21 protein-coding genes and 1 tRNA gene are annotated in these 22,960 nt (G+C 70.5%); 5 read left to right on the top strand and 17 right to left on the bottom strand.

Annotation, left to right across the window (positions count from 1 at the left end; genetic code table 11):
• The first annotated feature begins 110 nt into the window (after positions 1-110).
• On the top strand, positions 111-1,739 hold the full coding sequence (locus tag C3486_RS26390) for an MFS transporter (protein WP_103835257.1): 1,629 nt from the start codon (positions 111-113) through the stop codon (positions 1,737-1,739).
• 54 nt (positions 1,740-1,793) lie between these two features.
• Positions 1,794-2,567 carry a TetR/AcrR family transcriptional regulator gene (locus tag C3486_RS26395; RefSeq protein ID WP_103835258.1) on the top strand — a complete coding sequence of 258 codons (774 nt, stop codon included), beginning with the start codon at positions 1,794-1,796 and terminating at the stop codon, positions 2,565-2,567.
• Between the two features lie 221 nt (positions 2,568-2,788).
• Here the strand turns inward: C3486_RS26395 and C3486_RS26400 are convergent, their stop codons facing one another.
• The 3 genes from C3486_RS26400 to C3486_RS26410 form a co-directional block, all read right to left on the bottom strand.
• Complete coding sequence (locus C3486_RS26400; protein WP_103835259.1) at positions 2,789-3,625, bottom strand: YceI family protein; 837 nt, start codon at positions 3,623-3,625, stop codon at positions 2,789-2,791.
• A 200-nt stretch (positions 3,626-3,825) separates the two neighbouring features.
• Positions 3,826-6,447 (bottom strand): MFS transporter, encoded by a 2,622-nt coding sequence (locus tag C3486_RS26405; protein WP_103835260.1) that lies wholly within the window; start codon positions 6,445-6,447, stop codon positions 3,826-3,828.
• 11 nt (positions 6,448-6,458) lie between these two features.
• On the bottom strand, positions 6,459-6,932 hold the full coding sequence (locus C3486_RS26410; protein WP_030615608.1) for a MarR family winged helix-turn-helix transcriptional regulator: 474 nt from the start codon (positions 6,930-6,932) through the stop codon (positions 6,459-6,461).
• Positions 6,933-7,257: 325 nt separating this feature from the next.
• On the opposite strand from C3486_RS26410, the gene C3486_RS26415 reads away from it, so the two are divergent.
• A complete protein-coding gene (locus C3486_RS26415) occupies positions 7,258-7,470 on the top strand; it encodes a hypothetical protein (protein ID WP_103835261.1) in 213 nt (70 codons plus the stop codon).
• Positions 7,471-7,611: 141 nt separating this feature from the next.
• Here the strand turns inward: C3486_RS26415 and C3486_RS26420 are convergent, their stop codons facing one another.
• Positions 7,612-7,836: a DUF397 domain-containing protein gene (locus C3486_RS26420; protein ID WP_103835262.1), complete on the bottom strand. Its 225-nt coding sequence runs from the start codon at positions 7,834-7,836 to the stop codon at positions 7,612-7,614.
• Between the two features lie 127 nt (positions 7,837-7,963).
• Positions 7,964-8,263, bottom strand: a complete 300-nt coding sequence (locus C3486_RS26425; RefSeq protein WP_103835263.1) for a hypothetical protein — start codon at positions 8,261-8,263, stop codon at positions 7,964-7,966.
• Positions 8,264-8,686: 423 nt separating this feature from the next.
• Here C3486_RS26425 and C3486_RS26435 point away from each other — a divergent pair, with 423 nt between their 5' ends.
• Positions 8,687-8,950, top strand: a complete 264-nt coding sequence (locus C3486_RS26435; RefSeq protein ID WP_181138706.1) for a GntR family transcriptional regulator — start codon at positions 8,687-8,689, stop codon at positions 8,948-8,950.
• Positions 8,951-9,003: 53 nt separating this feature from the next.
• Positions 9,004-9,267, top strand: coding sequence for a GntR family transcriptional regulator (locus C3486_RS26440; protein WP_103835265.1), 264 nt, complete (start codon positions 9,004-9,006; stop codon positions 9,265-9,267).
• A gap of 250 nt (positions 9,268-9,517) precedes the next feature.
• Here C3486_RS26440 and C3486_RS36995 read toward each other — a convergent pair whose 3' ends face one another.
• The 12 genes from C3486_RS36995 to C3486_RS26490 all read right to left on the bottom strand — a co-directional run bounded on the left by C3486_RS36995 (position 9,518) and on the right by C3486_RS26490 (position 22,409).
• Positions 9,518-9,877, bottom strand: a complete 360-nt coding sequence (locus C3486_RS36995; RefSeq protein ID WP_146075065.1) for a hypothetical protein — start codon at positions 9,875-9,877, stop codon at positions 9,518-9,520.
• A 7-nt stretch (positions 9,878-9,884) separates the two neighbouring features.
• Complete coding sequence (locus tag C3486_RS26445) at positions 9,885-14,732, bottom strand: putative T7SS-secreted protein (RefSeq protein ID WP_103835266.1); 4,848 nt, start codon at positions 14,730-14,732, stop codon at positions 9,885-9,887.
• Positions 14,732-15,466: a hypothetical protein gene (locus C3486_RS26450; RefSeq protein WP_103835267.1), complete on the bottom strand. Its 735-nt coding sequence runs from the start codon at positions 15,464-15,466 to the stop codon at positions 14,732-14,734. The genes C3486_RS26445 and C3486_RS26450 overlap by 1 nt, the downstream gene beginning before the upstream one ends.
• Positions 15,463-16,266, bottom strand: a complete 804-nt coding sequence (locus tag C3486_RS38610) for a hypothetical protein (RefSeq protein WP_181138703.1) — start codon at positions 16,264-16,266, stop codon at positions 15,463-15,465. Before C3486_RS38610 ends, C3486_RS26450 begins: the two co-directional genes overlap by 4 nt.
• 75 nt (positions 16,267-16,341) lie before the next feature.
• On the bottom strand, positions 16,342-17,127 hold the full coding sequence (locus C3486_RS26460) for a hypothetical protein (protein ID WP_103835268.1): 786 nt from the start codon (positions 17,125-17,127) through the stop codon (positions 16,342-16,344).
• A 126-nt stretch (positions 17,128-17,253) separates the two neighbouring features.
• Complete coding sequence (locus tag C3486_RS26465) at positions 17,254-18,093, bottom strand: RNA polymerase sigma factor SigF (RefSeq protein ID WP_103835269.1); 840 nt, start codon at positions 18,091-18,093, stop codon at positions 17,254-17,256.
• 212 nt (positions 18,094-18,305) lie between these two features.
• Positions 18,306-19,115, bottom strand: coding sequence for an RNA polymerase sigma factor SigF (locus tag C3486_RS26470; RefSeq protein WP_103835270.1), 810 nt, complete (start codon positions 19,113-19,115; stop codon positions 18,306-18,308).
• A 532-nt stretch (positions 19,116-19,647) separates the two neighbouring features.
• Entirely contained in the window at positions 19,648-19,941 is a 294-nt protein-coding gene (locus C3486_RS26475) for a Dabb family protein (protein ID WP_030615632.1), read from the bottom strand.
• Positions 19,942-20,089: 148 nt separating this feature from the next.
• Positions 20,090-20,254, bottom strand: a complete 165-nt coding sequence (locus C3486_RS37475) for a hypothetical protein (protein ID WP_181138704.1) — start codon at positions 20,252-20,254, stop codon at positions 20,090-20,092.
• Between the two features lie 344 nt (positions 20,255-20,598).
• Positions 20,599-20,685, bottom strand: a tRNA-Ser gene (locus tag C3486_RS26480).
• A 341-nt stretch (positions 20,686-21,026) separates the two neighbouring features.
• Complete coding sequence (locus tag C3486_RS26485) at positions 21,027-21,632, bottom strand: nucleoside deaminase (RefSeq protein ID WP_258053006.1); 606 nt, start codon at positions 21,630-21,632, stop codon at positions 21,027-21,029.
• A gap of 243 nt (positions 21,633-21,875) precedes the next feature.
• A complete protein-coding gene (locus C3486_RS26490; protein ID WP_103835271.1) occupies positions 21,876-22,409 on the bottom strand; it encodes a hypothetical protein in 534 nt (177 codons plus the stop codon).
• Positions 22,410-22,960 lie beyond the last annotated feature (551 nt).

Below are 22,960 nucleotides of genomic sequence, written 5' to 3' on the forward strand. Positions count from 1 at the left end.
CGGAGCCGCCTCTCCGTGCCCCGGGCCGCGGCCGAAAATGAAATGTACGGCGTATAAGAGATCCCTGTACGGTGTAAGCCAATCCGCTCACATCCGTACAGGGAGCCTGCATGTCCCCCGTGGCCTCCGCTGCCGCCGTCACCGGGAGCCCGCCGCGCCACTCCGCGCGCTGGATCATCCTCGGCGTCATCTGCCTCGCGCAGCTCACCGTCGTCCTCGACAACACCGTCCTGAACGTCGCCGTCCCCTCGCTCAACAAGGAACTGGGCGCGACCACCGCCGACATCCAGTGGATGATCAACGCCTATTCACTGGTCCAGTCCGGCCTGCTGCTCACCGCCGGCAACGCCGCCGACCGCTACGGCCGCAAGAAGATGCTCGCCGCCGGCCTGGTCCTCTTCGGCCTCGGCTCGGTCTGCGCGGGCTTCGCGCAGTCCGCTGGGCAGCTGATCGCCGCCCGGGCCGGCATGGGCATCGGCGGCGCGCTGCTGCTCACCACCACCCTCGCCGTCGTCGTCCAGATCTTCGACGACGAGGAGCGCCCCAAGGCCATCGGCATCTGGGGCGCGGTGAACTCGCTCGGCTTCGCCGCCGGGCCGCTCTTCGGCGGCACGCTGCTGAACCACTTCTGGTGGGGCTCGATCTTCCTGATCAACCTGCCGGTCGCGCTGCTCGCCCTGGTCGCCGTGGTGAAGCTGGTACCGGAGTCCAAGAACGCCTCCGGCGACCGGCCCGACCTTCTCGGCGCCCTGCTGTCCATGATCGGCATGGTCTGCGTGGTCTTCGCGATCATCTCCGGGCCCGACCACGGCTGGCTCTCCGGCCGCGTCCTGGGCTCCGCCGTCGTCGGCGTCCTCGCGCTCGCCGTCTTCGCGCGCTGGGAGCTGCACACCCCGCACCCCATGCTGGACATGCACTTCTTCCGCGACCGCAAGTTCGTCGGCGCCGTCGCGGGCGGCATCCTCGTCGCGTTCGGCATGGGCGGCTCGATGTTCCTGCTCACCCAGCACCTGCAACTGGTGCTCGGCTACGAGCCGCTGGAGGCCGGCGTGCGCATCGCGCCGCTCGCCCTGACCGCCGTCGTCCTGAACTTCTCCGGCATCGCGGGCCGGCTGATGATCAGGCTCGGCACCCCGCGCACCATCGCCGTCGGCATGACCCTGCTCGCGGGCGGCCTCGCGGCCATCTCGCTGCTGGGCGCCGACTCCTACGGCGGCATGCTCACCGGCCTGATCGTCATGGGCATCGGCGTCGCCCTCTCCATGCCCGCCATGGCCAACGCCATCATGTCCGCGATCCCGCCCGCCAAGGCGGGCGTCGGCGCCGGCGTCAACGGCACGCTCATGGAGTGCGGCCAGGGCCTGGGCGTCGCCGTGCTCGGCGCGGTGCTCAACTCCCGCTTCGCCGCGCTGCTCCCGGCGGTCGCGGCGGGCGCCGGTTCGCTGCCGGCCGCACTCGCCGCCTCCCGTACGGACGCCGACCGCGCGGCCGTGCGCGACGCCTTCGCGACCGGCATCCAGACCAGCCAACTGGTCGGCGCTGCCGCGGTGTTCGCGGGCGGCATGGTCGCCGGCATCCTCCTGGGGCGGGTCGAGCGCGCCGAACGGGCCGCCGCCGCACAGCCCGTTGCCCCGGACGCCACAGCCGTCACGATGGCCGAGGACACCGCGGTACCGGGGCCGGGCGGCGCGCCGGACGCCGCCGGACGGACGGGGCACCCCCGTGCCGAAGCGGAATAGCATCGAGGCGGCAGGACCGCGTACGACCAGTTCAGCGATGAGGGAGGGCCGGTCATGGCAGCGACGGGCAGCCGCGCCGGAAAGCCGCGGGAGAGTGTCTGGCTGACCGAACGTCCTCCGGTGAAACGGAAGGCGGACCAGCCGGCCGGGCTGGACCTGGACAAGATCGTGGAGACCACGGTCCGGCTGCTGGACGCGGACGGGCTGGCGAAGTTCTCGATGCGCCGGCTGGCCGCCGCGCTCGGCGTCACGGCGATGTCGGTCTACTGGTACGTCGACACCAAGGACGACCTGCTGGAGCTGGCCATCGACGCGGTGGCCGGCGAGATCGAACTGCCGGACGAGAGCGATCCGGAGAAGGACTGGCGGGACCACCTGCGGCACCTGGCCGCCGAGTACCGCAAGGTGCTGGTCGCCCACCGCTGGGCGCCGCGGCTGCTGGGGGAGTACCTGAACGTGGGCCCGCGGGCGATCGCGTTCTCCAACGCGACGCTGCGCGTCATGCGGGGCAGCGGGCTCAGCCCGGAGCAGATCTCCGGCGCGCTGGGCGCGATCTTCCAGTTCGTCTACGGCTTCAGCACGGTCGAGGGGCTGCACGAGCAGCGCTGCCGGGAGACCGGCAAGTCGCTGGACGAGCAGTTCGACGAGGTCATCGGCGCTGTCCAGGGCCGCCCGGAGTTCGCCGAGACGATGGAGATGTCCGCCAGGTCCCTGGAGCTCCGGCAGGGCGTCGGCGTCCGGGAGATGCGCGAACGCGACTTCGCCTTCGCGCTGGACCTGCAGATCGCCGGCATCGAGGCGATGCGCGACCGGGGCCGCAAGCCCTGACGGGTCCCGGCCTCCGGACGGGTCCGGTCTCCCGGCCGGCCCCGGCCGCGCACGAAAGGCCCGGCCGCACACCCATACGAAAGGCGGCGGCCGCTCGCGAAGGAGCGGCCGCCGCCTTTTCCGTTACCCGTACCCGGCCGGCCGTCGGGAGTGATCGGCCGGCCGGAGCGATGCGCGCGGGCCGCCCGCGGCGCTGCCGTGGACGGCCCCCTGCGGGCTGGTCAGCCCGCCATCGGCAGCGTCTCCCCCTGGACCGCCTGGATGTCCAGCTCCACCCGCAGGGTGGTGCCGATGGCGGCGATGCCCGCCGCGACGACCTGGTTGTAGTTCATCTTGAAGTCCTCGCGCCGCAGCTCGGCGGTGGCGCTGAACGCCGCCCGGGTGCCGCCCCACGGGTCGGGGCCGGTCCCCAGGTACGAGAGGTTCAGGTCCACCGGGCGCTCGACGCCGTGCAGCGAGAGGTCGCCGTGCACGATCCAGCGGTCCGGACCGGCCGCCTCCAGACCCGTGGACCGGTAGGTCAGCTCCGGGTAGGTCTCGACGTCCAGGAAGTCCTCGTTGCGCAGGTGGCCGTCGCGCATGCCGTTGCCGGTGTCGATCGACGCGGCCTTGATGACCGCCTCGACGCGCGACTTCTCGATGTCCTCCGCGATGTCGATCCGGCCCGCGAACTCGGTGAACCGGCCGCGCACGCTGGAGATGCCCAGGTGCTGCGCCGCCGCGGCCACCGAGGAGTGCATCGGGTCGATCGTCCACGGTCCGGGCGGCGGCAGCTCGGCGCCGCCCTGGCGGGCCAGCGTCACGTTGCCGACGTCCATCCGGCCGCTCGCCGTCACGATCGAGGTCGAGGCGACCGGCGCATAGCCGACGGCCGTCACGATCACCGTGTACGGGCCGGGCTGGAGCGGCGTCGCGTCGCGCACGACGCCTTCCTCGTCGGCCGTGGCCCGCAGGACCTGCGTGCCGGTCATGTCCGTGACGGTCAGCACCGCGTGCTTGACCGCCCAGCCGTCGCGTGTCCGGACCTGTGCCCGAACGCCCGCGCCAGTCGAACTCATACCCACTCCCGATGTATTGCTTGGTACATGTGGGCCCCGGCCGGCGGCGAGCAGGCCGTCCCCTGCCTTTGATGCCCGCCGCCGCCGGGGCCCTGTGGTCCGGTCCGGGGCGCGTCTCCGCTCAACGCGCGCCCCCGACCGGGGCTGTGCTCTCAGGGCGTGATGCCCCGGCCCCCGTTGGCTCTACCGCCCGGCCCGGCTCAGTCGCCCGGGTGGGCCAGCTCGACGTCGTAACCGTCGACGCCGCTCGCGTCCACCGACAGCGCGTTGGCCACCGGCGGGTACCCGCTGGCGATCACCGTGTAGTCGCCGGTGTCCAGGTCGGTGAAGGCGTACGCGCCGTCCTCACCGGTCGTGGAGGTGGCGACCACGTTGCCGGCCGCGTCGACCAGCGTGACCCGCGCGTCCGGCAGGGGACGGCGGTCCGCACCGGCCCGCACGACGCCCTGGACGCGGGCGCCGGACTGCAGCGCGATCTCGACGCGGGTGGTGCCCTGGCCGCTGACCTCGACCGGCTGGGCGGTCGGCCGGAAATCGGTGGCGTTCACCGCGACGGTGTACGTACCGGCGGCCAGGTCGTTGAAGACGAAGGCACCCTCGGCACCGGTCTTGCCGGTGGCCAGCACCTCACCGCGGATGTCGGTGACCACGACCATCGCGCCGTCCACCGGCTCGCCGGTGACCACGCTGCGGACCTGGCCGCGCAGGCCGCTGGTGCCGCTGAGCAGGATGTCGTAGCCGACCGGCTGGTCGCCGACGACGACCGTGGACGCCTGCGGCTGGTGGCCGTCGGCGGCCGCGATCAGGACGTACGAGCCGGCGCCGGGGGCGTTCAGCGCGTACGAGCCGTTGGCCTGGGCCACCGAGCGGCCCAGCTGGCGGCCGCTGAGGGAGATCAGCGTGACAGCGGAGCGCGGCACCGGCTGGCCGTCGGCGTTCCGGACGAAGCCGGTGATGGCCGGGCCCTCCGGGGTGCCGGGGTCGCCGGCGGAGGCGTACGCCGCCAGCGGCTGGGCCTGGGCGGCCGCGGCCGGCTGGGGCTGCGCCCAGGACGGGGCGTGCTCGTCCGGGGCGACGGACGGGGCGCCGACCAGGGCCGGCTCCAGTGCCTCGGTCGAGGTGGCCGAGGCGGCGGCCGGGGCCGAGGCGGCGGCCGGAGCGGCAGCCGGAGCGGTCGCGGCGTCCGCGGTGTTCTCGGGCGCCGTGGCGTCCGAGCCGTCGTCGGAGGACTGGGCCAGTCCACCCTTGGTCTTCAAGGCGACCTCCTTGATGAAGAGCGTCAGAAGGAAGGCGAGGAGCGCGCAGGGTGCGGCGATGAGGAAGATGTCCGCAACAGCGTGCCCATAGGCACTCTCCATCACCGTACGGAACGGAGCCGGAAGGGCGTCCAGATCCGGAATGCCGCCACCGGAGCCGCCGGCCTGGCTCGCCGCCTTCGCGGCAGCCGGGCCGAGGTCGGCCAGGCCGTCCTTGACGTAGTGCGTGACTCGGGTTGCCAGCACCGCACCGAGCGCCGAGACACCCACCGCACCGCCGAGGGAGCGGAAGAAGGTGACGACGGACGAGGCGGAGCCGAGGTCCTGCGGGGCGACCTGGTTCTGCGTGCACAGCACCAGGTTCTGCATCATCATGCCGATGCCGAGACCCATCAGGGCCATGAAGATCGCGACGTGCCAGTACTCGGTGTCGTACCGGATCGTGCCCAGCAGGCCGAGGCCCGCGGTCAGCAGCACGCCACCGGAGACCAGCCAGGCCTTCCACTTGCCGGTCTTGGTGATGATCTGGCCCGACACGGTCGACGAGACGAACAGACCCGCGATCATCGGGATGGTCATCACGCCGGACATCGTCGGCGACTTGCCGCGCGCCAGCTGGAAGTACTGGCTGAAGAACACGGTGCCGGAGAACATCGCGATACCGACGAACAGCGAGGCCAGCGAGGCCAGCGTGATCGTCTTGTTCCGGAACAGCCGCAGCGGGATGATCGGCTCGCTCGCCTTGGACTCGACGAGGACGAAGATCAACGCGAGCACGACGGAGCCGCCGACCATGGCAGCGGTCTGCCAGGACAGCCAGTCGTACTTGTCGCCGGCCAGGGTGACCCACACCAGCAGCAGGCAGACCGCCGCGCTGATGAAGAAGGCACCCGCCCAGTCGACCTTGACCTGCCGCTTGATCACCGGCAGCTTCAGGGTCTTCTGCAGCACGATCAGCGCGATCACCGCGAAGGGCACGCCGACGTAGAAGCACCAGCGCCAGCCGAGCCACGAGGTGTCGGTGATGACACCGCCGAGCAGCGGGCCGCCGACGGTGGCCACGGCGAAGACGGCGCCGAGGTAGCCGCTGTACCGCCCGCGCTCACGCGGGGAGATCATCGCGGCCATCACGATCTGGGCCAGGGCGGAGAGACCGCCCACGCCTATGCCCTGCACGACACGGCAGGCGATCAGCATGCCGCTGTTCTGGGAGAGGCCGGCGACGACCGAGCCACCGACGTAGATGACCAGCGCCAGCTGCACCAGCAGCTTCTTGCTGAACAGGTCGGAGAGCTTGCCCCACAGCGGGGTGGTCGCCGTCATCGCCAGCAGCGAGGCCGTCACGACCCACGTGTAGGCACTCTGCCCGCCGTTCAGATCGTGGATGATCTGCGGCAGCGCGTTCGACACGATCGTCGAAGAAAGAATGGCGACGAACATACCGAGCAGCAGCCCGGACAGCGCCTCCATGATCTGACGGTGCGTCATGGGGGCTCCGGCGGAGGCGTCCCCGCCTCCGTGCTTGGCGTGGCCGCCCCGCACACCGGCTGGTGTGGTTGTAGCCATGTAATTCCTTCTCATCCTGCTGATGTACGGGTGGTGTGGTCGTGTCCCGCCCGGGTGCGGCAGTCGCCGAAGCTCTCGTGCAACTTCGCGAGCAGCTCGTTCAGCCGGCCGACGTCGTCGTCGGACCAGTCGTCGAGGTACCGGGCGAGGGAGTCTGTGTAGCGGACGGCCAGCTCGGCGAGGAGCTCACGTCCGCGGGGTGTCAGTCGCAGCAGCCTGGAACGCTTGTCCAGGGGGTCGGGCTCCCGCTCGATCCAGCCGCGCTCCGCGATGTGGGCGACGTGCCGGCTGGTCACCGACATGTCGATCATCAACAGCTCGGCCAGCTTGCTCATCCGCATCTCGCCGTACCGGTCGAGGATGGTGAGCACGCCTACCGAGGCGGGCGGGCAGTCGTGGGGCAGGATGCGCCCGAGTTCGCGTTTCACAGCGCCGATGGCGGTGAGTTGCCTGGCCAGCTCCTGGTACTGACCCTGCGCTGCCATGGGCACCTCCACACATCTTTTGTTGCTTGAGGCAACCATAGAACCATTTGGTTGCCACAGGCAAACGAATGGTGCGTTTGCGAGGTAAAGGAAAGCAAAAAGATGTACCGTGCATGAGTCAAGCCCCCAACTATGGCGGGCAAAGCCGCAGGTCAGACGGGTGTGCGGGCGCCTTCCCCAGGGCATACACACTCCTTCACGCCCCCTCGAAGGCTTTGCTCCCCACCGGCCGGCTCCCCGCCGACGTCCGCGGCCCGCAGGCCGCCACCGCACACGGACGACCAGGGGTGCCCCTCTACCCGCCGGTTCGCTAGGGTCTCGGCCTATGGCGAACAACCCGCAGACGCCCGACGGCAACTACGACCCGGCCGGCAGCACGCAGATGTTCCGCGCTTTCGTCGACGAAGGCGCCCCCCAGTCCCGCCGCGCCGCCGCGGCCGCCCAGCAGTCCTCCTCGGGCCCCCGCGCGGGCATCATCATCGGCGTGGTGGTCGCCATCGTGATCATCGCAGCGGCGGCCTGGCTGGCGCTGAGCTGACGGCCGGCCTCTGCGAGGGGCCGCGCCCCTCTCCCCCCTCGTCCCCCTTCCCGCTCCGTACGACTCCAGGGTTTCTCCCGGGGGTGACGGCCCTTCGTCGGCACCCCCGGGAGAAGCCCTCATGCATGTGCGCAGGCTTACTCAGTCGAACTCCCCGTCCCGCACCCCGGCACAGAACGCGGTCCACTCCTGGGGCGTGAACCGCAGGTCCCCGCGCTCCGGATGCCGCGAATCCCGCACCGCGACCGCTCCGCCGGCCAGCTCCGCGACCTGAACGCAGTCTCCCGTCGACAGGCTCTTGCTGCTCTTTCGCCACCGCGCGTCCGCTACGTCCAGGGCGTACAGCTCATCCTTCGCGGCACTCATCACTCTCTCCTCTCGCGAACCCCCCTTCCTTGGGCTCACCCTCACCCGCGCCCGGGCGCGCCGCATGAGGTCATGAGCCATTCGGCAGGCCCGGCCCCGTTCTCCGGCCCCGGGGGCCCCGGCAGGGCTACCGGGGGATCCGCCCACCCCGGCTCTCCGCGATCCGCAACGCGTCCCGCAGCGCCTCCGCGAGCCCGTACGCCACGCACCGCAGCTCATTGGCCCGAGCCCGGCGCTCACGCCCCGACGCGCCCAGCACCTCACTCGCCCGCTCGACCATCCGGGCCCCCATGGCGAGCTGCACGGCCTCCACCTCATCCGCCAGCCGAGCGACGTACCCGCCCCCGTCCGCATCCGTCGACAGATAACACCGCCGCCCGTCGCCCCCGGCCCAGGGGAGCAGCCGCAACCGCTCGTGGCCGCTCACGCCGCGTACACCGAGAACTGACCGTCGTACGCGAAGAGCTGCCTGGCCCGCTCCCGAGCCTGCCGCTCACAACTGACGACATACGGCCGCACGAGCCGCGACGCGTCCCCGTCGATCAACTCGTCGACCGTCCGCGGGGGAGCAATACCGGTTGCGGGGGCGGCAGGAGGGAGGTGAAGGGCGACGGACGGTGCCTGTACGGGCCGAGAGAACAAACCCCTCACCCATGTCCCGACGCGAACGATACGGTGACGCATGTCGACGCTCCTGTTACTGGTTCGGCGTTGGCCACACCCCGGGGCTGTTGCCGCAGCCGCCGGGGTCTTGGCATCTGGTCTACCGCGGTCTGCTACCCCTAGCTTGCCTAGGCACCGTAGCTACGTCTCGCGTGGTATGGCGTGGGCTGCTTACCTTGGTCCCGTGATGGAGTTTGCACCGGACGAGCCGCGATGGCGCCAAGTGGCGAGGATCATCCGCGCGCGTATAGAGGACGGCACTTACCCACCCGGTACGCGAGTGCCGTCCGTGGCCGAGATGCTGGAGGAATTCGGCATCGCCACGTCCACCGGTCAGAAGGTCCACCGCGGACTGCGTGCCGAGGGGCTGATCCAGACACAGGTCGGCATGGGCTCCTTCGTGACGAAGAGCGCAGCGGAGAAGCTGGCCGAGAGTCCCCACGACGGGTGAAGGGCGCCCCGAAGAAACGCTTCCGTGCGCCTAGGAGGCGTACGGTCCGGCGCGTGGACTTCGAACCGGACCGGCCCCGCTGGCGTCAGGTCGCTGACGTACTCCGCAGGCGCATCGCCGACGGCACTTACACGCCGGGTTCCCGCGTACCGTCCGTCCTGGCTCTCTCGGCAGAGTTCGGCATCGCCACCTCCACTTCCCAAAAGGTGCACCGCAGCCTGCGCGCGGAGGGCCTGACCCACACCCAACCCGGCGCCGGCACCTTCGTCTCGCAGCGCCCCCCGGAAGACCTCACGCCCACTCCGGCGGACGCATGACCCTGCCACCGCCACCCGACTTCGACCCCACCCGCCCCAAGTGGACCCAAATCGCCGAAGCCCTCCGCCAACGAATCACCACCGGCGACTACCCACCCCACCACCTCATCAGCGAGGTCCAGTTCGCGGGAACGAGAGACGCCCACAGGGCTCTCCGCGAGGTCGCTGCAACCGATAGCGGTAAGCGTCACCTGCTACGCATTGTCCCGCTCGGACTGAGAAGCGGAGCTCACCCGCCGTTTGGCGCGTTCTATTTCGTACCTCGCAGCGGGCCGAATTTCGACGGAGCCCTGTGATCTCCTTGGTCTTCGAACCAGGAGCACTTGGGTGCCATCACATAACCTTGCCCGTGGTTGATTACGTAAAGATTCCCGGGCTCGCTGGCGTTGACGCCGCTCGGCAGCAGCTCCTCCGTTTCGCTTTCATCGGCTTCGGAGATTGTGAGCGTGTCGTAACTGGGGCGTAGCTGCATGAAAGATACCGCAGGGAATAGAATGTCAATTCGTGTTTCATAGAGCTGCGGGTGAACGCTGCGCAAGAGGAGTGTGGAGTGGCTTACGGAATATTGCCAAACTTGAAACTTGCGCTCCCATGATGCGACTTCTTTCATCGCCTACTCACTTTCCGGGTATTGGCCAGGACTCTGGCTTTGGAATTGTCACTGGCTTGCCGTTTTCGTAAAAGGTGATGCTATCCCAAGTTCGATCCTCCAGGCGCACCGCCTTGCCTACGTGGTACATCTCACGCTCGGTTGCGAACCAGTCATCTCCCATTCCTGCCCGATAAGCGTTCATGAATTTCTCTTCCGCGGTTGCGCCTGAGAATCCGTCCATGGATATGTGAAGTCTGACGTCTGGATTGTGGGCGGCGGCTCGCACCTCTGCTTCCCACGTCTCCCAGTCGTCAAGGTAGTGGGTGAAATTGTTTCTGTCAGCGAACTCGCGTAGGCCGTGTTCCCTGATTCCTAGTGCGACGTCTTTCGGGCAGCCCGAAAGGCCAAGAGGGTCAATGAACGCGAAAGGGTTATTGACGTAGGCGACTGGGTTTGGTCCAGGTTGCAGACCGAGAGGGTCGGGGCTTACGTAGTGACAGGTTGCGGGATCATAGTATCTATGATGGTTGTAGTGGAGCCCGGTTTCCGGGTCGAAGTATTGGCCCGGGAAGCGGAGTGGGGTGTAGGCCGTTGCGTCGCTCGGCCAGGTGGTGGTTCCCCAGAGGGTGGTGCGCGTGCGCCAGGCTATTTCGCCTTCGGGGGAGACCAGTTCGGTGGGGGTGCCGACCAGGTCGGTGATGATGGCGAAGAAGCGGGAGTCGATTTCGTGTTGCGGGGCCTCGGCCGCACTTATCCGTTCCGTCTGGGCGATGGGGGCGAGGCCGTTGTGGTCCCAGGTGAGCGTGACCGCGGGGGTCGTGTCACCCGTTGAGATCGTCTGCTCGGTGAGGGTCGTGCCGTCCCAGGTGAAGGACACCTGCTCGAGGACGGTTTCGCCGTCCGGGGACAGGCGTTGTTTCGCGGTGCGGCGGCCGAGGGGGTCGTAGAGGTAGCGCCAGGTGGTGCCGTCGGGGGTGACGACGGACGTCAGACGGTCTTCGGTGTCCCAGGTGTAGTGCCAGGTTTCGCGCTTGCCGGAGAGGTGGCGCTTCTGGCGCAGAGTCAGGCGGCCTGCCTCGTCGTGTTCGTAGCGGATGCGGCCGGCTTGGGTGAGGCGGGTGCCGTTGTACGAGCGGGGGCCGGTCGCTTCCGCGCTGGCGTGCTCGCGGGGCCAATCGGCGTGGGTCTGGTTGCCGGCCTCGTCGTAGGCGTAGGTCTCGGTCCAGTTGTGTGCGGAGACCTGCGTGACGCGGCCCACGGGGTCGAGGGCGAAGCGGCGGGGGCCGTTCAGCAGGTCGTCGATGCCGGTGAGGTAGCCGTCGGGGCGGTAGGAGTACGCCCTTTGCTGGAGGGGCTCGGGGCCGGTAGGCGCGGCTTCCGAGGCGCCCGGGCCGCCGCCGTACAGAGACTGGGAGGTCAGCCGCCCCGTCACGTCCCAGGACTGGTGGAGGGTGATCAGGCCGTCGGTGAGGGTACGGGTGAGCTCCTGGCCCGTCGCGTCGTGGGTGAAATCGAGGGTGCGGCCGGAGGTCGTGAGGGATGTGCGGTTGCCGGCCGCGTCGTAGGCGTACGTCGCGATCGCGCCGGACGGAGTCGTACGTCGTACGCGGCGACCCAGTTCGTCGTACGCGTAGGACATCGTGCGGCCGTTGACGGTTTCGGCTGTGATGCGGCCGAGTGCGTCGCGGGCCCAAGAGACCTCGCAGTCCGGCGTCGCCGCGGTCAGCGGGCGGCCGTTCGGGTCGTGGGTGTAGCGGGTGGTCACGCCGTCGGCCGTGCGCTTGGCCGTTGTGCGGCCGAGTTTGTCGTACTGGTAGACCGTCGTGTGGCCGAGGGGGCTGGTCCGGGCAGCGAGGCGGCCGGCCAGGTCGCGGTCGTACGTCACCTGGCGGCCGTCGAAGTCTGTCTCCGACAGCAACAGGCCCGCCGGGTCGTAGGCGTACGACCACTCCAGGCCCTGGGGGTTGGTGACCTTGGTCAGCTGGAGCTGGGCGTTGTAGGTGAACGTGTGGCGGACGCCGTTCGGGTCGGTGCGGCCGGTGAGCAGGTCGAAGTGGGTGTACTCGTAGCGGGTGACGCCGCCGTTCGCATCGGTGTGGGTGAGGCAGTTGCCTTCGCCGTCGTACGTCCAGGACTCGGTCGTGCCATCGGGGGCCGTGCGGCGGGCCAGATGGCCTTCGACGGTCCACTCGTAGTGCGTGGTCGCGCCGAGGGGGTCGGTTTGGGACACGACGCGGCCGAAGGCGTCACGGACGTAGGTGGTCGTGGCACCGAGCGGGTCGGTGACGGCGGTCGGGAGGCCGTACGCGTCGCAGCGGACACGAGTGGTGTGTCCTCTCGCGTCGGTGACCCCCGACAGGTGGCCCCGTTCGTCGTACGTGAAGGTGGTGGTGGCCCCGGACGGGTCGGTGGCCGACGTGCGGCGGCCCGCCTCGTCGTACGCCTGACGCCAGACGGCACCGTCCGGGGCGACGACCTCGGTGGGAAGGTCGAGGTCGTTGTACGTGGCGGTTGCGCGGGTGCCGTCGGGCCGGATGACGCAGGCGAGTGCACCGCCGGCGGTGTATTCGTACGCGGTGGTGTTGCCCAGCGGGTCGGTGACCGACAGCACCCGGTTCCGCTGGTCGCGTTCGGTGCGGGTGACACCGCCCGTCGGGCTGATCTCGGCGACGATCTGAGTGCGGTCGTTGACGAGAAAGCGGGTGGTGTGACCGAGCGAGTCCGTGACCGAGGTGATGCGGTGTCCCGTGGCCTCGTCGACTTCGTCGTAGCGGAACGTGTTCCGCATGTGACCTGCCTCGCCGGACTGGAAGACACAGCGGTGGCGGTCGTCGTACTCGTAGTCGAACCGGGAACCGTTCGTGTCGGTCCACGAGGTGATGCGGTGCTCGTCGTCGTAGCCGTACCGCAGGGGGACACCGGTGGAACCGGTCACCTCCGCCAGGTTGCCGTCTGTGTAGCCGTACCGGATGACGTCGACGCCCTCGTCCGCCGTGTCTCCGGTGCCCACGAGGGTGAGGGCAGTGATACGGTCTCCGCCCGTGCTGATCCGGACCCGGTAGCCGCCGCTGTGAGCGATCTCCGAGGGGGCGCCTTCCGTGTCGTACGCGAAGGTCAGCCAGTGGCCGCCGCGGTGCGAGACCTGTTCCAGCAGGGCGATGCCGTCCGCGGCGCCATCGGCGGGCGGGGAGAAGAACCAGGTGCGGCCGGTGGCCGGATCGGTGACGACGTAACCACCATCGGCTTCACGCTCCAGGGGCCAGGCGTCTCCGTCCTCGGAACAGGTGGGAACACCCGGAACGGGATGCGGGTAGGACAGCATGGAGCCGTCTTCGCGCACGAAGATGACGCCCCGGGCGTCGATCTCCAGGCGCACGTCCACGGTGGAGGTCCACGACGGTCCGAACCAGCGCCCGGCGCGGTACGAAGACTCGAAGGTACGGCGGAAGACCAGCGGCAGACCGGCGGCCGGCAGACTCAGGTCCGTCTGCGGCAGCACCATCCGGCCGGTGGCCATGTCGACCGGGTCTTTCAGGCAGACCTTCTGGTCGTCGGCGCGACCCCCTGCTCCCTCGTCGGCATCGTCCAAGTGGCGGCGCGCCGAGCTCTCTCCGGCCTCCTCGGCCCCCTCGCGCAACGCGCGGCCGCCACCGTGTTCCATGGCGTCCTCGGCGACATGCGCCGCTGCCCTGCCCGTGCGGGACGCGCCGCTCGCCGCCGCGCCCGCGCCGCCCGTGAGGACGTCCACGACGGCGTCGAATGCCAGCCGGCCCTTGGCCTCCGACGCGTCATGGCTCCAGCCCGTGCCGATGAGCGCGGCGGGGAGCCGCTCCGGGTGGTTCGCCATGCCGACCAGGCCGGCGGCCGTGGAATTCAGTGACATGGCGAATTCGGACGGATGGGAAATGTTGTAGGAGTCCATCGGCGTGAGGGAGCGGGCGAAGGACACCATGCCGAAAGCGCCCTTCGCGAAGCCCCCCTGGAAGTGCAGGAGCTCCATCGGCGCGCTCTCGATCTTGTCGTACGCCTCCATGCCCAGCCGGTCCGTGAACTCCGGCTTTTCCGGGGCGTGGGCGAGGGCGGCGTCGACCGAGGTCACCGCGTGGGCGCCGGCCGTGTTGCGCTGCTTGCGTGCCTGGTCGAGCTTGTCCTGGGCGGCGTCGCGCAGGGCCTTGCCCGGGTCGTGGGTGAAGTCGCCCGGGTCGGTGGGGCGCTTGCCCGGATCCTTGCCCGCGTCCTGCGCGTCCTTGTAACTCTGCAGGTCCTTCTCGTACGCGGCCACGTCCTTCGCGTGCGCGGTACGCGCCCTGGCGGTGGCCTCCTGGCCCTTCTTGTACTCGTCGATCGCGGCCTTGGCCTGCTCCTGGGCCCACTCGACGGTGTCCGCGAAGTCGGACAGCGCCTTGGCCGCCTTCTCGCAGGCGTCGGCGGCGTGCGCCCACTTGGTGGGGTGCATCGCGAACTTCTTGCGGAACGCGTCGGCGGCCTGGCCGCGCCACTCACCGGAGTCCAGCTGCCGCATGCCGGAGGCGACCTTGTCGAACGCCTTCTGGAAGTCGGTGAGGTGCTTGGCCGTGGCGCGGATCTTGCTCACGCTGCCGTGAACCAGCTTCTTCGGGTCCTCGGTCTCGCCGAGGTCCCACTCGTCGACCTCGGCGCCGAGGCGGTTGGCGACCGAGTCGCCCTTGCTGCGCACCCAGTCGGCGCCGCTGTCCCAGCCGGCCTCGTCCATGGTGTGGGCCAGCCGGTCGCTGTAGTGGTCGATGCCCCTGCCGATGGCCTTCTGGCCGTCCTCGTACGCGTCGCCGATCTTGTCGGCGACATCGTTCACGCCGTCCTTGACGCCGTCCGGTATCCAGTCGTCCCAGGCCATCAGTTGTTGCGTCCCCCGTGCTCAGTGCTGCTGTCCCCGTGCCTGGCGCCGTCCCCGTGCTCGGCGCCGCCCCCGTGCCCCCCGGGGCCGCCGCCGTCGGGCTGCTCGTCAGGGGCCAGGTCGTCGACCGCGGCCCGGTACTCGTCCCCGTAACCGGCGGCTTCCGCGTACGCGCCGTACTGCGTGCCGATCATGCCGCCGGAACCGAGGTCGTGTGCCGTGGCCTTCCACGTGTCCTCGATGTTCTGCTGCGCCTCCAGGGCGGACCTGGCGCTGTAGTCGGGGTTGGCCAGGTTGTGGATCGGGTTGTCCTCGAAGGTGTCGCCCCAGCTGCGCTTTACGGCTTCCTCCTCGGACAGGTGAGGGTTGCCCATCGCGGCCGTCCAGCCGACCTTCAGCGTGCCCTTGATGTAGTCGTCCGCCTCGTGCAGGAGCCCCGCCGAGAGGCCCGCGCGGTCGGCGAAGTCCAGGGCTTCCTTCACGAGGGAGCGCACGCCCCACTCCCAGCGTTCGCAGAACGACGCGAACTTCGCGGTGAGATCGGCGTAACCGGTCTCCATGCCGGTCAGGGCGAGGTCGGCGAAGCCGCGGCCGACCTCCGCGCTGCCCGCCTGGCCGACCTCCTGCAGTTCGTCGATGGCGCCGTTGATGCCGTCGGTGATCTTCTTGATGGCGGACGGCGAGACGTGGAGGTCCCTCAGCTCGTCGCTCATCTCGGGCTGCGGGCCGCTCATGCGGTCGTCCCTCCGTCGCCCGCGCCGGTGGCCCGGTCCGGTGCCGAGGCCCCGGCGTCGGCCTCGGTAGTGGCAGCGGTGGCGGCCTCGTCCTCGGCAGCGGCGGCCGCCGCGAGCGCCTCGCCGTTCTCCCCGTCGAGGGCCGCCTCGTCCGGGACGATGCCGAGTACCGGCGGGAACATGACGCAGCCGCCCGTTTCCGCGTCCGCGACGTCCAGGGCCACGCCCGTCGGCCGGCCGGTCGCAGGAATCACCACGTCCAGCAGGCGGGCGCCGTACACGGAGAGGAACTCCAGGCCGTCCGCGGGCGGCGGCTCCCAGCCGGCCGCGACGGCGAAACGGGCGAGAGCCGCCTCGTCGCTGAAGGCGTAGATCCAGCGGATGCCGCCGTAGGTCGCGGTCATGAGGTCCCCGTCGAGGGACGGGACGAGAACGGCCGTACGGCGGAACTCACCCAGTCGCGCGGCGAAGGCCCGCTTCTCGCGGGTGACCGTTTCTTCGGTCGGGGTGCCGCCCGGGGCCGATGGCTCCTGGGCCTCGGGAGCGGATTGCCCGGGCGCGGCGTCGGGGCGGTGGGCCGCCGTCCCGTCGTGGTCCTGCGACAGCTGCGTTTGCGGTTCCTGCTGCGTACGGTGCGCCTGCGTCCGCTCTTCGTCCGTACCGGCGGCAGGCGCGTCGGCCGTCCGCTGCTCCCGCGCTACTGCCTCGGCATCGGCCTGGCGCAGCAGGTCCTGCAGCCGCGGTCGGCGTCCTGCCCCCTCATCAGCACCTGCGGTGTCCCCCGCCCCACTGGAACTCATGCGTCACATGTTCGCACTCGCATCTGACAGCGTGCCAAGGGCATTCCGAGCCGACGGGGGCGGAGAAACAGCCCGTCACTTCCACTCCACGTCGACGTCCTTCGTGTCGATGTGCATGCCGAGGGGGACGCGCCAGGCGGCTACGCAGATCTTCCAGGCGTGCTTCTTCGATTCGCCGGCGGGGATCGGGGCCGGGAGGTCGCGGGTCGTCTTGCGGGTGTCCCAGTCGATGCCCAGGCCGCCGATGATGTGGGTCTTGAAGGTGAGGGTGCCGGACCGTACGGGGCGGCCGCCGGTGTTGCGGAAGCGCAGGGTGACCTTTTCGCACCAGCGGTCGTCGGTGTCGGTCAGATCCGGGGCGGAGACTTTGAGGAGGGCGGGGGAGTCGTCGTCGGGTGAGGGGGAGTGGGGAGGGGGAGAGGTCGTGCCGTTGCCATCGCCATCGCCGTTGCCGGACGGGGGATGGGGGCGGTCCGAGGGTTCCGGGGCGTCCGGAGGGGGCTCGTGGGTTGCTCCGTCGCCCGGTGCGGCGGGTGAGTGGCCGTCAGGCGCGCCGGGGGAGGCCGCTGAGCCCGGAGAGCCGGCGTCACGGCCCGTGTCACCGCCACCGCCACCGGTGCCTCTGTCACCGCCACCGGTGCGACTGTCGCCGGTATCACCGCCACCGGCACCGGCACCGCCGTCCAATGGTGTCAGGGTGACGTCATCCGTCGGCGCCACCGGCTCGGCCGGGGCCCGGCTGGTGTCGGACGGGCCCATCGCGACGTAGCCCTGTTGGTTCTCGCCGCCGCCGCAGGCGGCCAGCAGGGCAGCCAGTAACAGCAACACACCCGTCGACGCGCCAACTGTCGTCCGTCGCATCGGGCCAGTGTTGCTGACGGGGCGTCAGGTGTACAGGCGTGCGACGGGGAAAGAAGCAGGGGAGAGCGAGGGCGTGGTTCTGCCCCGGGCCGGGAGCTTCCCTGGTGCCCGGGGGGCGTCGCGTCGTCAGTCCGTGGTCAGGCCGTCACGGAGTTGGGCGAGGGTGCGGGTCAGAAGGCGGGAGACGTGCATCTGGGAGATGCCGACCTCCTCGCCGATCTGGGACTGCGTCATGTTCGCGAAGAAGCGGAGCATGATGATCTGGCGCTCCCGCGGCGGGAGTTTGGCCAGCAGGGGCTTGAGGGACTCGCGGTACTCCACGCCCTCCAGGGCGCTGTCCTCGTAGCCGAGGCGGTCCGCGAGGGAGCCCTCGCTGCCGTCCTCCTCGGGGGAGGGGGAGTCGAGGGAGGAGGCGGTGTAGGCGTTGCCGACCGCGAGGCCGTCGACCACGTCCTCCTCGGACACGCCGAGGCAGGCGGCGAGTTCGGAGACGGTGGGGGAGCGGTCGAGCTGCTGGGACAGGTCGTCGCTGGCCTTCGTGAGGGCCAGGCGCAGCTCCTGCAGGCGGCGCGGGACGCGTACGGACCACGACGTGTCGCGGAAGAAGCGCTTGATCTCGCCGACGACGGTGGGCATGGCGAACGTCGGGAATTCCACGCCGCGTTCGCAGTCGAACCGGTCGATCGCCTTGATCAGGCCGATCGTGCCGACCTGGACGATGTCCTCCATGGGCTCGTTGCGGCTGCGGAAGCGGGCGGCTGCGTAGCGCACCAGCGGCAGGTTCAGTTCGATGAGCGTGTCGCGGACGTACGTACGCTCCACGCTGTCCTTGTCGAGCGTGGCAAGCCGCAGGAAGAGGGAGCGGGAAAGCGTACGGGTGTTGAGGGCGTCGTCATGCACGTCGTCGTCGTGCACATGCGGTGCTGGTGCGGGGAGCACCTTGGAGCTGCCCAGTTCTACGGACATGCCACCCCCTTGAGGTCGCGGTCGGGTCGCCGGTGCGCCTCTTCCGCCCCTTGCGGAGCGAAGAGTTCAGCCTCCACCTGAATACCGGAGGCAGCGCCGCGGCAAACGCGGTTCCTGCAGAATGTCACATGTCGGCAACACGCTGTAGCGCCATGTCGACATATCCCTGCAGGAAGGCGTGGTGCGACCGCGGGGTCCGTACTCCGTCCTGGTTAGGCGTCGATCCTGTTTGCGGATCTCAACCGGGCGAAGCTCCGGGACAGCAGCCGGGAGACGTGCATCTGGGACACGCCCAGCTCCGCGCTGATCTGGGACTGGGTCAGGTTGCTGTAGTAGCGGAGCAGGAGGATGCGCTGCTCGCGCTCCGGGAGCTGGACCAGGAGGTGGCGCACCAGGTCGCGGTGTTCCACGCCGGCCAGCTCCGGATCCTCGTAACCGAGGCGGTCGAGGAGCCCCGGGAGCCCGTCGCCCTCCTGCGCGGCCTCGAGGGACGTCGCGTGGTACGACCGGCCGGCCTCCAGGCACGCGAGCACCTCCTCCTCGCCGATCTTCAGCCGCTCGGCGATCTCGGCGGTGGTGGGGGACCGGCCGTGCAGCACGGTCAGGTCCTCGGTGGCGCCGTTCACCTGTACCCACAGTTCGTGCAGGCGGCGCGGTACGTGGACGGTGCGCACGTTGTCCCGGAAGTACCGCTTGATCTCGCCGACGACGGTCGGCATCGCGAAGGTGGGGAACTGCACGCCGCGGTCCGGGTCGAACCGGTCGATCGCGTTGATCAGGCCGATGGTGCCGACCTGTACGACGTCTTCCATGGGCTCGTTGCGGCTGCGGAAGCGGGCGGCGGCGTACCGGACGAGCGGGAGGTTGGCCTCGATCAGCGCGTCGCGTACGCGGGCGTGCTCGGGCGTGCCCGGCTCCAGCCCGGCCAGCTCGGCGAAGAGGACCTGGGTGAGCGCCCGGGTGTCCGCACTCCGGCTCTGGCGGGATGGCGCCTTCGGTGCAGTACGGGCCGTCACGGTCACGCCTCCCCTTCGCAGGACTGGGCCTTGTGTCGGACTGGGCTGGGGGTCTAGCTGGGTTGCGGGTGGAGCTGGGCTGGTCGTCGGCTGGGCTTGGTGTCGGGCCGGGTGTGCCGGACCGGGTTCACCGGGCTGGGTTCACCGGGCCGGGCTGTGTCGGGTCGGGCTGTGTCGGGTCGGGCTCGCGCCGGACGAGATCGTTCATAACGGACTTGTCCGGCAAAAGCGGTCATAGCATCACAAGACATGTGCACTGTGTGCAAGCACCGCATAACGCCGTGTTGAGCGGCAGTTGGGTGGGAAAGCGGGAGCGGAGTGCGGCGAGGAGGCGGCGGTGACGGGCGCGCGCAAGGTGGTGAGGAAGCGAGCGGGGTTGTACGGGGTGATGGGGTGAGCGCCGGGCGGATGCCGGGGACGTGGGCGCCCTCGGGCGCTTCGGCCGCGGGGCAGGCATGAAGAAACCCCTCGCCCGCGGGGGCGAGGGGCACTGCCGGCCCCGAGGGCCGGCGGGGAGACGGGTGTCTCCGGGCCGCGGTCAGATCTCGTAGTCGGCGATCACCCAGGTGGCGAACTCCGCCCACTGGCGGACGCCCGCCTGGTGGGCCGGGTGCTCCAGGTAGCGGGTCAGCGCGTCCTTGTCGGCGACGGCCGAGTTGATCGCGAAGTCGTACGCGATCGGGCGGTCGGTGACGTTCCAGCCGCACTCCCAGAACTCCAGGTCGGGAATGAGGTCACCGAGCTCCTGGAACGCCTTCACGCCGGCCGCGACCCGCGGCTCGTCGCGCTCGACACCCTCGTTGAGCTTGAACAGGACCAGGTGGCGGATCATGGGCGAGCCTCCGTGAGTGCGTACGTACGGGCGTGCTGGAGTGTGGGCCTACGGGCGGGCGCGCCCGATGGATCGTTTCTGCGGCGCCGCGGCCGGCGCCGGGAACGGTGGCCGCGGAGTGCGGTACTGCCCTCGGCTACTGCGTCAGCTACTGGATCAGCGAGGTCATGAACTGGCCGACGCCCTGGGCGGCGTCCGAAATGCCCTCGAACCCTATCTGGACGAGATCGGCGGCCCGGGTGGGGGACGTGACGATCGTGTACAGGACGAAGACGACGACCACGTACAGCGCGATCTTCTTCGTTTCCACCATTCGTCCCCGTCTCCCCTACGGCTTTGACCGGCGGTTCCCGCCCGGTGCGGTCGGGCGAGTTTAACCACACCGGCCCCACGGAGACAGCCGCGCCGGGGCCGCCTCAGCCACCTCAGGGCGGCCGCGGGGACGAAAGTCCTCCCGATCGGGGCCGTTCGGCGGCCCGTTGGGCCGGGGCGGGGCCGCAGGCTGGAGGGGAGCCCGGCGGATCTGGCAGGAGTCCGCGGGGCGGGGACCGGCCCCCTCTGCGGGGCTCGCACCGTGCTCCTCCCGGCTGCGGTGCGGGCCATGGGGTCCGGATACGACGAAGGGCCCGACTCGATGAGTCGGGCCCTTCGTGCGAGCGGTAGCGGTGGGATTTGAACCCACGGAGGAGTTGCCCCCTCACGCGCTTTCGAGGCGCGCTCCTTCGGCCGCTCGGACACGCTACCGAGGCAGAGCCTAGCCCATGAGGGGCCGTGCACCGAAATCGGTTCCGGGAGGCGCGTGCGCAGCGGGCCGGAACGGCCCTCCGGAGAGCGTCGATGGAGCGCTGATCCCGGCCCATCCGTAGAGCGGCGGTCCCGGCCTCTCCCATAGAGCGGCGGCCCCGTCCCATCCGTAGAGCGGCGGCCCCGTCCCTTCCAGGTAATGCGGATGCGGCTGCCTCCGGGTGCCGCGGGGCCCGCTCCCGTGGGCCCGGTGCAGCGCCGTCCTTACAGTCCTGCGGGCCTCGCTCCCCCGAAGGGCGGCGGCCGTGTGCTGCGTTCTGCTCGGCGCGCCGGGGCCCCGTTCAGCGGGAGCGGAAGAAATCGGTGAGGAGGGCCGCGCAGTCGTCGGCCAGTACGTCGGTGATCACTTCGGGGCGGTGGTTGAGGCGTCGGTCACGTACGACGTCCCAGAGGGAGCCGGCCGCGCCCGCCTTTTCGTCCCGGGCACCGTAGACCACCCGGTCGACCCGGGACAGCACGATCGCGCCCGCGCACATCGTGCACGGCTCGAGCGTGACCACGAGGGTGCAGCCGGTCAGCCGCCAGTCGGTGGACCGGCGTACGGCGCCACCGTCCGCGGGTGCGGCGCCACCGTCCGCGGGTGCGGCGCCATCGTCCGTTCCCGAAGAGGCCGCGCGCGTCGCCTCCTCCTGGAGCGTGCGGGCCGCGGCCCGGAGGGCGAGCACCTCGGCGTGTGCCGTGGGGTCGCCGGTGGCCTCGCGCGCGTTGTGGCCGGTACCGATCACTCGGCCGTCGGCGGACAGCACGACGGCGCCCACTGGGACGTCACCGGTCCCGGGGGCGAGCGCGGCCTCGGCCAGGGCCTGCCGCATGGGCGCGGCCCACGGGTCGCGCAACGGATCGGGTGCGGGGGCCGCCGGGACCGCGGCGGGCTGTGCGTCGGTCATGACAACAGTGTCGGCGACGCCACGCCGCACACCGCCCGGGAGCAGCCCCGCCGCGGGCATACGAAAACCCCGCCGCGGGCGTACGCAGCCCCCGCAACGGTCACAGCCCCCGCAACGGTCATACGGAAGCCTGCTGCGGGCGCACGAGGTCCCGCGGCGGGACGGAGCGTCCCGCGGTGAGTACGCGCCGGCCCGCGGCGGGTGGACGCGGGGAGCGGCCGGCGGTGCGCCGCTCCCCGGCCGTCACCGCACCGCCTCCAGCACGTCCGTGCAGCCCAGCGCGTCGGCGATCTCGCCCAGCGCGTCGCCGTCGCTGTCGAACGTCAGCAGGTCCTTGCCGGTGACGCCGAGGTCGTCGAGCAGCTCGACGTCGCCGAGCGGTCCCGCCGGTACCGGGTCGTCGGCGGCGGTCTCCGCCTCGTCCCCGGCGCCCTCGGGCTCACCGTCTTCCGTACCGTCCAGGTTGGTCAGATCGTCGAGGTCCTCCGGGGCTTCCTCGTCGCGGCCGATCAGCTCGTCGGTCAGCATGGCGCCGTACGAGCTGCGGGACGCGGCGGCGGCGTTCGAGACGAAGACGCGCGGGTCGTCCTCGCCGTCCACCCGGACGACGCCGAACCACGCGCCCTCCTGCTCGATGAACGCCACCACCGTGTCGTCGTCGACCGCCGCCTGCCGGGCCAGGTCGGCCAGGTCGGCAAGCGTCTCCACATCGTCGAGCTCTGTATCGCTCGCTTCCCACCCGTCTTCGGTGCGCGCGAGCAGTGCGGCGAAGTACACCGTGACTCTCCCACTGGTCAGAGGCGTATCCGGGCCGGGCGAGGGCGGCGCCTGAGCGCCCCGTGTCCCCGCCCCATCGGAATCGTGGCAGAAACAACGCGTTCGCGCGGCGTCTTCGACGCTGCGTCGTGCCCGGGTTCTGCGAGATCCGGTCCGCGCGGGGGCCGTACGGGTGCCGTGCGGGGGCTGGATCCGCCCCCTGACGGCGGCCCGGAGGGGGCGGAGGACGGACTCCGGAGCGGCGTCCGAAGGGTGGCGCGGAACGATCTATTTGTGGCGCGTACGCGGCCCGGCGTGGCGCTTTGGAGCAGGTGCCGGGCAGGTACCGGGCGGGGAACGGCCAGGTACGAGGGCAGGTGGAAGGCGAGTGGAAGGCAGCTGAAAGGCGGGCGGGGGCGGATGGGAGGCGGCCGGAAGGCAGGCGGAGGGGGCCGGAGGCGCCACGCGTGGGTGCGCCCGACGCGCCCCGCAGCGGGACCGGGCGGGCCGGGCTGCGTCGCGGAATCGTGCTACCCGTCGCCGGGACCGCGCTGCCCGGCGCGGAATTGCGC

Origin of the sequence: Streptomyces sp. Ru73 (assembly GCF_002920575.1) — a bacterium.
Taxonomy (GTDB): Bacteria; Actinomycetota; Actinomycetes; order Streptomycetales; family Streptomycetaceae; genus Streptomyces.

Bases quoted from the DNA above. Each gene is read 5' to 3' on its own strand.
- C3486_RS26390 (WP_103835257.1), top strand. From the start codon at position 111: ATGTCCCCCGTGGCCTCCGCTGCCGCCGTCACCGGGAGCCCGCCGCGC.
- C3486_RS26395 (WP_103835258.1), top strand. From the start codon at position 1,794: ATGGCAGCGACGGGCAGCCGCGCCGGAAAGCCGCGGGAGAGTGTCTGG.
- C3486_RS26400 (WP_103835259.1), bottom strand. From the start codon at position 3,625: ATGAGTTCGACTGGCGCGGGCGTTCGGGCACAGGTCCGGACACGCGAC.
- C3486_RS26405 (WP_103835260.1), bottom strand. From the start codon at position 6,447: ATGGCTACAACCACACCAGCCGGTGTGCGGGGCGGCCACGCCAAGCAC.
- C3486_RS26410 (WP_030615608.1), bottom strand. From the start codon at position 6,932: ATGGCAGCGCAGGGTCAGTACCAGGAGCTGGCCAGGCAACTCACCGCC.
- C3486_RS26415 (WP_103835261.1), top strand. From the start codon at position 7,258: ATGGCGAACAACCCGCAGACGCCCGACGGCAACTACGACCCGGCCGGC.
- C3486_RS26420 (WP_103835262.1), bottom strand. From the start codon at position 7,836: ATGAGTGCCGCGAAGGATGAGCTGTACGCCCTGGACGTAGCGGACGCG.
- C3486_RS26435 (WP_181138706.1), top strand. From the start codon at position 8,687: ATGGAGTTTGCACCGGACGAGCCGCGATGGCGCCAAGTGGCGAGGATC.
- C3486_RS36995 (WP_146075065.1), bottom strand. From the start codon at position 9,877: ATGAAAGAAGTCGCATCATGGGAGCGCAAGTTTCAAGTTTGGCAATAT.
- C3486_RS26445 (WP_103835266.1), bottom strand. From the start codon at position 14,732: ATGGCCTGGGACGACTGGATACCGGACGGCGTCAAGGACGGCGTGAAC.
- C3486_RS26450 (WP_103835267.1), bottom strand. From the start codon at position 15,466: ATGAGCGGCCCGCAGCCCGAGATGAGCGACGAGCTGAGGGACCTCCAC.
- C3486_RS38610 (WP_181138703.1), bottom strand. From the start codon at position 16,266: ATGAGTTCCAGTGGGGCGGGGGACACCGCAGGTGCTGATGAGGGGGCA.
- C3486_RS26460 (WP_103835268.1), bottom strand. From the start codon at position 17,127: ATGCGACGGACGACAGTTGGCGCGTCGACGGGTGTGTTGCTGTTACTG.
- C3486_RS26465 (WP_103835269.1), bottom strand. From the start codon at position 18,093: ATGTCCGTAGAACTGGGCAGCTCCAAGGTGCTCCCCGCACCAGCACCG.
- C3486_RS26475 (WP_030615632.1), bottom strand. From the start codon at position 19,941: ATGATCCGCCACCTGGTCCTGTTCAAGCTCAACGAGGGTGTCGAGCGC.
- C3486_RS37475 (WP_181138704.1), bottom strand. From the start codon at position 20,254: ATGGTGGAAACGAAGAAGATCGCGCTGTACGTGGTCGTCGTCTTCGTC.
- C3486_RS26485 (WP_258053006.1), bottom strand. From the start codon at position 21,632: ATGACCGACGCACAGCCCGCCGCGGTCCCGGCGGCCCCCGCACCCGAT.